The following is a 12,489-nucleotide window of genomic DNA, read 5'->3' as shown; positions in this document are numbered from 1 at the left end:
GCCCTGCGACTTTGCAATTCCGCTTAATAATCCGTCGCGATTACACAATAGCCCTACGGGGTGATACACTGTCGGACAAGATTACTACATTTGTCATGGAACAACGATTTTCTAATCGCGAAAGAACCATACAGCGAGGCTGCAACGGCACAGGCGATCACTAATTGTTAAAACTATAATATTTAGGACTTTCATCGACTTATGCACATTGCGCGCGTATACTTGCAGATCAATACACTCTGAAGTGCTTGTCTGTTGTTAACTACACGCTTGACTCCATGTATTAAGATACTCTTAATCATCCGGCTTGCCGAAGTCAAAAGTGACCGGCGAAGAGCAATTTCAAGGAGAGACACAGATGGCTATTCACGCAACCGACGATACTGCAACATTTCTGGAAACCGACGTCATTTCCGGGAACCTGCTCAGCAACGACACATCCGATGGCAACCTTTTCCTTCGCGCCTTCGACCACCAGAGCGTTGGTGCCAAGCAGGGCAACAATCAGATTACCGCAATCGCAGGCGACTACGGAACGTTCTACGTCAAGCCGGACGGAAGCTATACTTACGTATTGAGTGACGCTGCAAAGGTCGGCTTCACCGCCGGTGAGACGCTCCACGAACGGGTTTCCTACAAGATCTCCGATGGCGCCGGCCATACCGATTTCGGCCTATTCACGCTGAATATCCAGGGTGTCACCCAGGTAAAGCCGATTGCTGTTGACGACCATCTCAGCTTCAACGAGGGCGACGCCATCGCCGGCAATCTGCTGACCAACGACATTCCTGGCGACAATGGCCATCTTTTCCTGCGTCAGTTCGCCAACACCAGCGTAAACGGCGACCCGACCGCAACAACGAACATTGCCGGCATCTATGGGACCTTCCATGTCAAGGCGGACGGCTCGTTTACCTATGACCTAGCTTCGGATATCGCTCCAGGCGACCATATCACCGAAACAATCCAGTACTACAAGATCTCCGACGGTGAAGGCCATACGGATGTCGGCATTCTAACGCTCAACATCACGGGCACGGACGTCGTCTCCGGCGCAACCGTCTGATCATCGATAAACCATCGATGATGCAGCGCCCGCCGCTTACGCGGCGGACGTTGTTGATGTTGTATCAAGACCTGCTTTGTCCGCTCTGACAATGTTTCATCTCAGATGCGGGTTTAGGCAGCTTAAGCTTGCTACGCTCTTCAGGAATGGCGGAGAACGATTATCTGCCACAGCGCTGTCGAAACCGCGCTGTAGCCCCCTCTCCTACGCTCGCCCAAGTTCGATCGAAGATCGGGCGGAGCTGCGGGTTGACCTTCCTTATCGCGGCATTGACCATACAGCGATCGCCAAGTTTCAGCATTGTGGTGAGATCGCTATCAAGCGCAATCTTTGCAGCGGAAAGGGTTACGCTGGTAAAATCGTTCCAGAAATAAAACCGCGATAAAATCATTCCTTGATCGTGGGGCGCGAGCACGACCGAACGCTTCATCATTTCCGCAATCGAGACTGGATCTTCTGCGATTTTCGACTGCACGGCCGCAAGTCGAAGCCAAAAGTTGCTATTTGTCGGCATGCACGAGAGGGCATGCCGCAAATATTGACGCGCATTTGACGCCGCAGCGGCCCAAGCGTCGTAGTTGACATTGACGTTCTGTCGATCGAGCTGCGTCAGAATGAGCGTGACGCCGGCGGCGACGATGTCAGATCGGCAATAGTGTCCGTCGACCACCTCGACAGCGCGCGCCGCATATCTGGCCGCGACATCGTTCGCGACAGTTTCGCCGCGTTCTATCCTCTCGGCGACAAGCGAAATGCTGGCCGTCCTTATCGAAGCATAGAGTTCTCGGCCGGCCAGCGCCGTAAAGACCACAGCGACGAGGAGGAAAACGATTCTCGTGGGCGAAACATACGGAATGCCGAGCATCAGCTTTCGGTATAGTACCGCGAATAGCGCTTATAATAATACTCGCTGGAACCGAATGTCCGGTAGAGCTTCATCTGCGCCGGATCGACCTTGGTCAATATGGCACCGACGCACTTCGTATAGAGATCCGGTTCGGACAACAGTGTCGACTGAACCACCTTCCGCGAAGTCTTGCCCCACTCGATCACGAAAACGACCGCGTCGAGCTTCGGGTTAATGGCGCGTGCATCCACCACCGGAGCCAGAGGAGGCAAGTCGACGATAATGTAATCGAAACTTTGACGCGCAAGCTCGAGAAGCTGATCCATACCGCGCGACGCGAGCAGCTCCGACGAATGCGGGACGCGATAGCGTGCCACGGTCGGCAGGAATGCGAGCTTTGTTTTGGGGTCAAGGAGAATGAGATCCTTCAGCGGGCGATTGTCGACGATTGCTTCAAGCAAGCCGGCCTCCGCGTGGCGGCCGATGGCCCGCGTCGCTCCCGGATTGCGCATATCGGCGTCGATCAGCAGGCACCGTGCCCCTTGCATGGCCAAAAGCTTGGCAAAATTGATGGCGGTCGTCGACTTGCCTTCACCGGGCAAGCTCGACACCACACCGATGACTTTGCAGCGCTGGTCGGAGGCACTGATATCGATCGCGATCTTCGCGCTTCGAAGCGTCTCGGCGAATGCCGACAGCGGATGCTCCTCGACATAAGTCGTGGTCTTGCCGCCCCTGGCGATGCTTCGCGGGTTCCCGGGATCGACGAGCGTCGGATCCTCGACGTTGTTCTCGATCAACGGCATGACGCCAAGTGATTCGACGTCGAGCATATCCTTGACATCGTCACCGGTGCGGAAGAAGCGATCGCGGAATTCACGGAAAGCGCCAATGCCGCTACCGAACGCGCATCCCAGGAACATGGCGAAAGCGATGACGAGGCTTCTTTTCGGCGCGCTCGGCTTCGTCGGCGTCTCCGCAGTCGTGATGATGCGTGCGGCGGTAATTGGGAAGCTCTGCTGCTGGATCGCTTCCTGATAGCGCGCCAGGAAGCTCTGATAGAGGTTCTTGTAAGTATCCCGCGTCCGCTCGAGTTCGCGGAGCTGCACCTGCGTCTCGCCCGCCGTTGCCGCCACACCCGTTGCCTTATCAACGCTGTCGCGCAGCGATTTTTCGCGGGATTGCGCAACGGTGAGCTCGCTCTGATAGCTTTCGGCGATGCGATTCAGCTCGTCGAACATGAGCCGTTCGTATTCGGCCATCTCAGCACGGAGCCGGACTGCCTGCACGTGGTCGGGACCAAGCCGCGCCTCGATCTCGGCCTCGAGCTTCGAAGCTTCCAGATATTTCTTGCGAAGGTCGTTTGAAATCGAACTGTCAAGCACATCGGTCACGATCGCATCGGTCTGCTTGGCTTCGATGATCGACTTGATGCGAGTATATTTCGCCTCGGCCTGCGCCGTTTCGGCCTGAGCCTTGATCAACTGGCTGTTCAGTTCGGAAAGCTGCTGCTCGCTGAGCAAAGTGCCCGATCCTGCCTCGACAAGTCCATGCTCGCTGCGGAACTTCTGCACTGCGAGGTCGGTGTCCAGCGCCTGCTGCCGGAGTTCTTCAATACGCTCCTGCAGCCACTCGCCGGCCCGGCGTGTCGCCTCATATTTCGAATTGAGCTTATCAACCAGATAAACATCGGCGATGGCAGCGGCGATTTCTCGCGCCAGATCCGGCGACTGCGAGGTATAGCTGACGTCGAGGACGTAGGATTTGCCGACACGCTCGACATCGATATTTCCGGCGACGGTTTCCGCAGCCCATCGCCGCTTCATTTCCGCATCAGGAGCAACGGCCCCGTCGTCGGCAAACCAGGAGCGGAAATTGACCAGGGATTTCAGCGTTGCGACAGAAAAAAGCGAGTTCTTCTGCGCCGTGAATACAGGATCATCGACAAGTTTCAGCTTGTCGACGACCGCATAGGCGATCGTGTCGGACTTCAACAGCTCGACCTGGCTGAGGACCGTGCCCTCGTCATCGTCCAGCTGGCCGAAAGCCGCCAGCTGGTTAATCATCTGATTGTCGCTGCGGTCGATCAGCACTTTGGTCTCGGCCGTGTAGACCGGCACCGCAGTCAGCACATAGACGACACCAAGAATGGCGAAGGCGAAAGCGCACACCGCTACGATCCGCCATTGCCGGCGAACAATTGCGATCAGCTTGTCGAAATCGATGAAATCAGCTTCGTTTCCTGTATCGCGGGAGGCGTCGATACGCGGCGTAAGTTTATCTGGCGACAGCAATTTCGATCTCCAACAAAGGCGTCAAGCGCCAAGATCTACAGGCAATTCCAGCTATTGTGTGACCGGGACGCTCTGACTCGTCGACTCCGTCGTGTCAGCGGACGACTGTCCTCCCCCATTCGTGCTGACAAACGTAGTAGTGGTAGTAGTGCTCGAAGACGAGTCGGAATCTGCGTTCGAAACTATCAGCGTACCGGCAGTCGTCGCAGCGCCGTCGAAAGGCGTGCCATCGTCCGACCCCGGGCCGGTTTGTCCAACCTGCCCATCATTGCCGATGCCGGGTGCTGCGGCGGCGGCACTTGCGCCGGGGCCGAGCGCCGCGGTCCCGCCTTCGGCCAGGACCTTTGCAAAGGCAGCAAGCAGCGGCGCGAGGTTCGGATCGGCGCTCGCCGCCTCGGCGACAGCCTTTTCGATAACCAGCTTGAATTGCGGATCTGTCACCTGGCAACTGTTTGCCGCCCGCGCGAGACCGGAGCCGATGGCCGCCATCTGTGCGGCATTCGCCTTCTTGGCCTGCTCGATCACCGGCGACAGCGCGTCGTTGCTGCTTCCGACCAGCGCACGAACACGCGACGACAGAACCAACGGATCGGACAGATCGAGCAGAACGGCGGGATTGGCCGTAAATCCGCCGACATCAATGGAAGTCAGGTTTGCAGGACCCAGGCAAGCAGCCGCAAAGGCGCCCGACGTCATGCCGACAAAAATTGCCGCGGCAATTCCGCTATATGCAAGTTTACGATGAACACTAAACCTTGCCATAAAAGTGGCTTCCTTCATCAAATCCGCTGTCGAAAACAGGCCGCGGCGCCGATCGTACGCGTTCGGCGCCGGCTCTTTCCCACTTAATTTCCGAGTTCTTGCACCGCATTACGGGTATCGCGTGCGTCGTCCGACACGCCGGCGACAGTGGACGATACCGAGTTTACGATGTCAAGGAACTTGACCAATTCGACAGAGTCCGAATTGGAAATATAGATAATATCCTTGTCTTCCATCTTGAATTGCTGAGCGGCAAACAGGGTGGCCGGATCACGAAGATTGGCGCGGATAATCACGGGAACCGTATCGCCCGCAAACCGCGTCGTATCTACATGCATCGCCGCAAGCGTCTTCCTCGGGAGAAGGCGATAGAGCAGAACCTGGGCTGGGTCCGCTCGGTCGTCGCGCAGGCCGCCCGCCTTCGCGATGGCCTCCCCGAGAGTCAGATCCGACTCTTCGAAATCGAACCGGCCGCTGACGCCGGCGGCGCCGAGCGCGAGATAGGTACGGCGCTCATGATCGACCGAGATCGTGTCATCCGGCGCGACATAGATATTCTCCGCCGGATTTTTCAACAGCGTATTGTAGGCGACGGTCGCCGTTCTGCCGCGGCGCTGCAGCGTCACATTCGTTTCAATGTTATTGGTCGTCAAACCACCCGCGGCGGAAATGACGTCGAGGATGCGCTCACCGGCCGGGCTGATCTGAACGCGTTGCGGATTGTTGACGTCACCAAGCACGGCCACCTGACTGGAGCGGTTGGTTGTCGTGGTGATAACCACCTGCGGCTCGATTGCGCGGCTGGCCAGACGATCTTCGACATCCTGCTCGACGGTCTCCTTCAGGCGACCCGCAGCCGGAACGCGACCCGCATAGGGGATCGTGATCGTTCCGTTTCTATCGATGGTCTGCGCCGGCAGAGAGATATAATTGCCGGGCCGGCTACCGGCGTCGGAGGGAATGAAGAGACCGCCGGACTGAGCTTCGAAAATCGCAACCTCGACGACATCGCCATAACCGAGCGGAATTTCAGGCGCTCCACCGCGCCCACCGCCAAAACCCTTGAAGGAGGTCGGTTGCGGAGAGGTGAAATAGGACAGGACGTTCTTGCTGAGGTCAACCAGGGCGTAGTCGATACCGACGCGACGCTCCTTCGTTGTTACCTTTACCGCGGCCCCTCGATCGACATCTTTGTGATCTGGACCGGATCTTGGCAAGGACGTGCAGCTTGCCAAAATACTCGTTAGCGCTACAACAATGGCGACGCGTGTACTACCGACAGGAAAACAACCCATAGAATAACCCGTGTTGACGCCCTTGAAGCTACTGCTCCGCAATCGGACAAATTACAAGACAATCCCTGATCAATAATTACCGAATGCCGTTTATCATTCTCTAACTGTGGCAGCCCGGCAACGCCGAGCCCTTCAGTAAACGAACGGCTCAGCCCGGCTCTCTGACGCCGGCAATAATCTAAAGGCTGGGTCCGCTATAAAATTTCTTGCGTTTAAGAGTCAACCCGCAGCCCCCAATCAATCGGTATTTTCGAAAAACCTTCATAAATTCCATTCATTTAAAGCCGTTTGGCGCGGATCGATCACCCATATTGCCGATCGATTTCGCCGCGACTGCGGCCGAGGCTGATCGCAACGACGGCGCTCAGGAATGCGGAAAAAAATACCGCGAAACCAGGGATTTGCAGCGAAAAATCGACCGCGGCATGAAGGGCGACCAGAACCGTCCCCGCTATGCCGAGCAGAACATAATGTCGCAGGCGCCGCCTGTCGGAGAGCCCGCGCCGGAAGACTTTCGCAAGCACTGCGAAAACAAGAAACGTCGCAACCGGAAACATTATCCCCAGACCAAGAATGCCTTCGAGGTAGAAATTGTGTGCACGGTCAAAAATCCCGAAGATGCCGCAGGCGGGATCGCGGTAGGCGGAAAACACGGTGCGGAAGGTTCCAAGGCCGGTTCCCGTTAGCCAGTGATCCGAAATGGCACGCCATATGCCGGGCAGAATACAGAAACGATCATCATCCTCGAGCCGCCGTTCCTGCGCGCGCAAAATCGCCTGCCCTGCAAACATGCTCAGCAACAGGACGACGAAAATGACCGCCGAGAGAAACTTCACTACCGAACGCCATTTCGACACCGGTGTTAAATGTTGACTTGAACTCTTCCAATTGAGGGCAAGCCAGGGAAAATAAATGAGCGCGGCGACAAAGGTCGCGAATATTCCGGCGCGTGATCGGCTCAGCATCAACGCGGTGAAACATGCGCATAGGAGCAGAATATAGATCCACGTTCTCAAGAGCAGAAGGTTTCGGCCTGGTTCGCCGGGCGGATGGACTGAGTAAGACCGGGCATTGTCCCTGACCAGCGTCAGCATGAGCAACGTTCCTAGCCCGAGGAAAGTCGCGGCCGTATTGCGGTTGACGAAGACGGCCGTCAGGCTGTCGAGGTAGGCGTGTTTCTCTATGACGATCAGGATGGTGGGAAACATCGAAAATTGCAGCAGGCCGAAAACAGCGATGCCCCCCGCCGCGAGCCCCAGGCTGGTGAGCACTTTCCGCGCTCGTTGATCGGTATCGCACAAGATAAGTCCGGTCAGAAAAGTCACGAAAGGCAGGGCCACCCTGAGTATCGACGCAAGCGTGTCGGCCGGCTCGACGGAGATCGCCGCATATTGGACGCCCGCCAGATCGCGCGCAGCGCCCCAGGCGGGGTTTGCCAGCCAGTTGGCCGGCAGTTCAATCGTTTGGATGAATGCCCAGCTCGCCAGCACGACGAGCAAAAGCAAGGCGATCTTGAACACCCACCTGCTTTGTATTGGCTCGGCAAACAGCAATATCGAAACGATCGCGAGAGCAAACATTCCGATTGCGGCGAAGGCGAAGGGCAAAGGTGTGACACTCCCAAAAGGAATGAGCGTCAATATCACCAGGCCGATGAAGGCAACGAGAATCGTCTCCCGCAAGACCTGCCTGTTGATGAGGTTGGATAACATTTGGGACTTCACTCACCGGCAGGGAAAACGAGGCAATCACAACCATTACGGTTAATATACTCGTACTAACATAAGTTGCATATCAAGCGCTTGCGTGTTAAAGTGCAACAGAATTCCACATCGTTAAAATTGTCGCGAACGGCTTAAGCCAATCGAGACAGGACCCGCTTATGCTCCTTCAAGTAGCAGAAACGGGACAGGCGTTCTGTGCCCAATACTTGGCAGATCACTAAATCGCCATGCCATTGACTGAGCCAAAAGGCAAGCCTGATCTCAATCGCTTGCCCTGACGGGGATTAAGAGATGAAGAAAACCTTCGTTACACTTCTGGCACTGGCTTTTACAGTAGGAAATGCCTGCTCTGCACTTGCGGCCGGCCCCGCAGGTTTCGCCCGCGGCCTGACCAGCAGTTCCGAGGTCAGCTATATCTCCGAAAAAGAAAAGATCGTTCCGCCTTTCGCCCAGGTGCTGTTCTGCGCCCAGAACCCTGCCGAATGCCGCGACAACAACGGTCTGGCGGTCATCGCACTGACGGACAAGGAAATGCTGCAGCTGAAGAATGTGAACAACACGGTCAATCGTACCATGATCGGCCGCAACGATTCCCGCAACGAACTGAACGGCGATGTCTGGAAGGTGAATGTGCGCAGCGGCGACTGCGAAGATTTTGCATTGACCAAGCGCAGCCGGCTGATAGCGATGGGCTGGTCATCGCGGGCCTTGCGGATTGCAACGGCCTATACACCCTCCGGCGAAGGGCATGCCGTCCTCGTGGTCAGAACCGACAAGGGCGATCTGGTCCTCGACAACAGGCAAAGCAGCATCAAGAACTGGCGCGATACAGATCTGCGCTGGGACAAGATCCAATCGGGAACGGACCCGTACCTCTGGTACCGGCTGTAGCAGCCGAGCAGCCGATAGAGCGGTTCGTCTCATTCCCGGATTGAAATCGAGCCGGCTCTCACGAACGGCTCGACTTGTCATATCGCCCACATAAACCTATGTTTTTGCTGTCGAGCGGGTGGCCGGCAACGAACAGCGGCACCCTCGACACGACTTCCGATGTGGGTATTAAGCGATCTTCGATATTGTCTTTTGGCCCAGATTCAGTATGACGAACGCCATGCTGCGACGCAGCATGACGTTCTACTCTAATGATTTGAGGGAAATATGCGCATCACGATGATTGGATCAGGCTATGTCGGCCTCGTTTCAGGCGTTTGCTTTGCGGATTTCGGCCACGACGTCATCTGCGTCGACAAGGATCTGAGTAAGATCGAGGCTCTTCGCGAGGGCCGTATTCCGATCTACGAGCCGGGTCTCGATCAACTGGTTGCTGAAAACACCAGCACCGGCCGCCTGTCGTTTTCGACGGATGTCGGCGAAAGCGTTCGTGGCGCCGACGTTGTGTTCATTGCGGTCGGAACGCCGTCCCGTCGCGGCGACGGCCATGCCGATCTCTCCTACGTCTACGCGGCTGCGCGCGAGATTGCCACCTATGTGGAAGGCTTCACAGTCATCGTCACCAAGTCGACGGTGCCGGTCGGCACTGGAGACGAGGTCGAGCGCATCGTGCGGGAAACCAATCCTTCGGCTGACGTCGCCGTCGTCTCCAATCCCGAATTCCTGCGTGAAGGCGCGGCGATCGAGGATTTCAAGCGTCCTGATCGGATCGTCGTCGGACTGAACGACGACCGGGCACGCGAGACCATGACCGAAGTCTATCGTCCGCTTTACCTCAACCAGGCTCCCCTGGTCTTCACGAGCCGCCGCACCTCCGAGCTCATCAAATATGCGGCTAACGCCTTCCTGGCCATGAAGATCACCTTCATCAACGAGATCGCCGATCTCTGCGAAAGGGTCGACGCAAACGTCCAGGACGTTTCGCGCGGCATCGGCCTTGACGGCCGTATCGGCTCCAAGTTCCTGCATGCCGGTCCGGGTTACGGCGGTTCGTGCTTCCCCAAGGATACGCTTGCCCTTGCCAAGACGGCGCAGGATTTCGACGCACCGGTCCGTCTGATCGAAACGACGATCTCGATCAACGACAACCGCAAGCGGGCAATGGGCCGCAAGGTCATTTCGGCGGTCGGCGGAGACATTCGCGGCAAGAAAGTCGCCATCCTCGGACTGACCTTCAAACCGAACACCGACGACATGCGCGACAGCCCGGCCATCGCCATCATTCAGACGCTGCAGGACGCCGGCGCCCAGGTCGTCGGCTATGATCCAGAGGGTATGGACAATGCCCGCAAGGTCATCGAGAACATCGAATATGCGAACGGCCCTTACGAAGCCGCGGCCGACGCCGATGCCATCGTCATCGTTACCGAATGGAACCAGTTCCGCGCACTCGATTTCAATCGCCTGAAGCAGTCGATGCGCGCTCCGGTCCTGGTCGATCTGCGCAACATCTATCGCAGCGACGAAATCCGCAAACACGGCTTTACCTATACCGGTATCGGCACCAATCTTTACCAGGACGCCTGACGGAGCCTGGCAGCTATGTGAACCTTCTGACGCCGCGGCACAATCCCGCGGCGTTTGTTTTTGGAGCGTGCGCCACGCTCTCTTCGCCGAGCGCATCGGCACGAAGATCAGAAATGACTCTTGGAAAAATACGATGCGCAAATCCAGAAGTGCGGAGAGCGCGTCCTTCGTCTGAAAAGTCGCACGGCGCGCTAAAGCAGCCCTACCCTCGTCCCCTTGATCGTCAGTACGGTCAGCCGGCCCGTCGCCGACACCGCGGTGTCGATGCCGATGCGTTGCGGACCGAATGTCGGGGCTCGCCCCGGAGTATGTCCGTGGATCACGAGGATAGGAAGCTGCGGTCCTTCGTCCAGGAAGGGCTGCCGGATCCACATCAGGTCGTTGTCTTTTTGTTTCTCGAGATCGATGCCGGGTCTGACGCCCGCATGCACAAAAACCACCCTGCCTAGGCGCACCATGATCGGCAGCGATTCCAGGAACTGGATATGCCGCTCGGGTATCATATTGCGAATGACGCGGGTGATCGTTTCATTTCCCGCCGCCGACTGCAGGAGATGCTCGATATCGATGCCGTATGAGTGCAGCGTCTCCGTCCCGGCGAAACCCAGCCATTCGAGAATACCAGCCGGTTTGCGATAGAGCTTCACCAGTTCAGCATCGTGATTGCCGCAAAGAACCAGGCGCTGAAATCCTGGCGGCGGGTTCTTGCTCAGGAACTCCAGAACCGCGCTCGAATCGGGTCCACGATCGACATAATCGCCGAGCATGACGATGAGTTTCGGCCCCTGAATGCGTGCTGCATCCTCCTCGATGCGGCGATGCACCTCGACGAGCTCGTTGTAACATCCGTGAACATCGCTCATGGCGTAGACCGCAGCGAAGTCGCCTTCGGCAAAGCTCAACCGAGCGCGCTTCTTACGATTGCCGGCCAGTATCGGTATCTGTTGTCGCCACCGTCCTAGATAATTAGACATGTAACCCATTTATGAGACCCGACCGATTGGCGGGTTGATCGATTTCCCATCCATCGCTGCAATGGCACGCAACTCAGTGTTCATAAGAAGTTGGCCTGATCGCGGCGTTGACAATGTAGCCGCAACTTATTGCCACATTCAAAACGACCTGATCTTTCGCCGCTTGCTGAATCGCCTTCACCAGCCTCGTCTGGGGTCGCGACAGAACGCTGCGCGTCCAACACATCAAACAATGCGGATTGTCCATCCCTGTAGCTCCCAGGTGAAAGCGCAAGGGTCTCCTGCGTGAATCCTGGGTGCGAAGCGAGGCAAGCTCGCCAACGATAGCTAAACGGCTGCCACGGACAACGGCGTTTCTGTACTTATGTTTTCGTTGAGAAGATATCATCATCAATATCAAGTTGTATTTTAGGACATGATGATTAATCGCCGGTTAATCTTCTGTCTACTGGATCGATTCTTTCATATTCGGCTGTGCCACCCAAAGTCTCCAGACCGGGGAGAACTCGAAACCGACGGCTTTCCACAGGCGAGGCCTCCGGAAAAGCTGCATAAATCAACTACAGCGAGAGGCATCCGGAAAAAATGAACGTTAAAGCAGATCACGCTTGACGACCCTGCGACGCCGCTTAAAGATGGTGCGGTGCGAGCGTGAATGACGATTATTGATCAGGAATCTGAGATCCAAAACTGCGGGGTGCAAAGTGGAAACTGCGGTTGATTCGAAACTTATCGAGGCGATCAGCTACGACGAAGACAGCCGGCATCTACGGGTCTATCTGACCAACGGCCAGAGACGAGAATATGAAGGTGTCCCCAAAGGCGTCGTCGTCGGTTTGACGATGGCAGAATCGCCGGGGAATTTTTACATGAAGGCAATAAGGGGCAAATATCCTCATCGCCCCTGAGCATGTCGCGCAAAACTGTGCTGCGGTTTTGCAGCAACGCCATGCCTAATCAGCGACCTAAAGCGCAAGGAGCGAATCTGGAAGATCGCGACGCGCTTCAGATAATTGGTCGATCAGCGACGATGCGGGGCCGGCATTCGC

Annotated in this window: 10 protein-coding genes; 4 read left to right on the top strand and 6 right to left on the bottom strand. The window is 56.6% G+C overall.

What is annotated here, in order from left to right:
• Positions 1-358: 358 nt before the first annotated feature.
• On the top strand, positions 359-1,066 hold the full coding sequence (locus HJC04_RS19745; RefSeq protein WP_221146897.1) for an Ig-like domain-containing protein: 708 nt from the start codon (positions 359-361) through the stop codon (positions 1,064-1,066).
• 160 nt (positions 1,067-1,226) lie between these two features.
• Here HJC04_RS19745 and HJC04_RS19740 read toward each other — a convergent pair whose 3' ends face one another.
• The 5 genes from HJC04_RS19740 to HJC04_RS19720 all read right to left on the bottom strand — a co-directional run bounded on the left by HJC04_RS19740 (position 1,227) and on the right by HJC04_RS19720 (position 7,976).
• Entirely contained in the window at positions 1,227-1,931 is a 705-nt protein-coding gene (locus tag HJC04_RS19740; protein WP_221146896.1) for a hypothetical protein, read from the bottom strand.
• On the bottom strand, positions 1,931-4,207 hold the full coding sequence (locus HJC04_RS19735; RefSeq protein WP_210630221.1) for a polysaccharide biosynthesis tyrosine autokinase: 2,277 nt from the start codon (positions 4,205-4,207) through the stop codon (positions 1,931-1,933). The genes HJC04_RS19740 and HJC04_RS19735 overlap by 1 nt, the downstream gene beginning before the upstream one ends.
• Before the next feature lie 51 nt (positions 4,208-4,258).
• Positions 4,259-4,969 carry a sugar transporter gene (locus HJC04_RS19730; RefSeq protein ID WP_210631575.1) on the bottom strand — a complete coding sequence of 237 codons (711 nt, stop codon included), beginning with the start codon at positions 4,967-4,969 and terminating at the stop codon, positions 4,259-4,261.
• An 83-nt stretch (positions 4,970-5,052) separates the two neighbouring features.
• Complete coding sequence (locus HJC04_RS19725; RefSeq protein WP_210630219.1) at positions 5,053-6,264, bottom strand: polysaccharide biosynthesis/export family protein; 1,212 nt, start codon at positions 6,262-6,264, stop codon at positions 5,053-5,055.
• A gap of 302 nt (positions 6,265-6,566) precedes the next feature.
• Positions 6,567-7,976, bottom strand: coding sequence for an O-antigen ligase (locus tag HJC04_RS19720; protein ID WP_210630217.1), 1,410 nt, complete (start codon positions 7,974-7,976; stop codon positions 6,567-6,569).
• Positions 7,977-8,279: 303 nt separating this feature from the next.
• On the opposite strand from HJC04_RS19720, the gene HJC04_RS19715 reads away from it, so the two are divergent.
• Both HJC04_RS19715 and HJC04_RS19710 read left to right on the top strand, forming a co-directional pair.
• Positions 8,280-8,879, top strand: a complete 600-nt coding sequence (locus tag HJC04_RS19715; protein ID WP_221123064.1) for a transglutaminase-like cysteine peptidase — start codon at positions 8,280-8,282, stop codon at positions 8,877-8,879.
• 267 nt (positions 8,880-9,146) lie between these two features.
• The gene (locus tag HJC04_RS19710; RefSeq protein ID WP_221146895.1) at positions 9,147-10,466 is read left to right on the top strand and encodes a UDP-glucose/GDP-mannose dehydrogenase family protein; all 1,320 of its coding nucleotides are present in this window, start codon (positions 9,147-9,149) and stop codon (positions 10,464-10,466) included.
• Between the two features lie 191 nt (positions 10,467-10,657).
• On the opposite strand, the gene HJC04_RS19705 is transcribed toward HJC04_RS19710, so the two are convergent.
• Positions 10,658-11,449 carry a metallophosphoesterase gene (locus tag HJC04_RS19705; RefSeq protein ID WP_221146894.1) on the bottom strand — a complete coding sequence of 264 codons (792 nt, stop codon included), beginning with the start codon at positions 11,447-11,449 and terminating at the stop codon, positions 10,658-10,660.
• 656 nt (positions 11,450-12,105) lie between these two features.
• Here HJC04_RS19705 and HJC04_RS19700 point away from each other — a divergent pair.
• Positions 12,106-12,348 (top strand): KTSC domain-containing protein, encoded by a 243-nt coding sequence (locus HJC04_RS19700; RefSeq protein WP_064804427.1) that lies wholly within the window; start codon positions 12,106-12,108, stop codon positions 12,346-12,348.
• Positions 12,349-12,489: the final 141 nt, after the last annotated feature.

Source organism: Rhizobium sp. NLR8a (genome assembly GCF_019685235.1).
In the GTDB taxonomy this organism is placed as follows: Bacteria; Pseudomonadota; Alphaproteobacteria; order Rhizobiales; family Rhizobiaceae; genus Rhizobium.
Note: the sequence above shows the minus strand (reverse complement) of the source record. Positions and strands in the feature narration are given on the sequence as shown.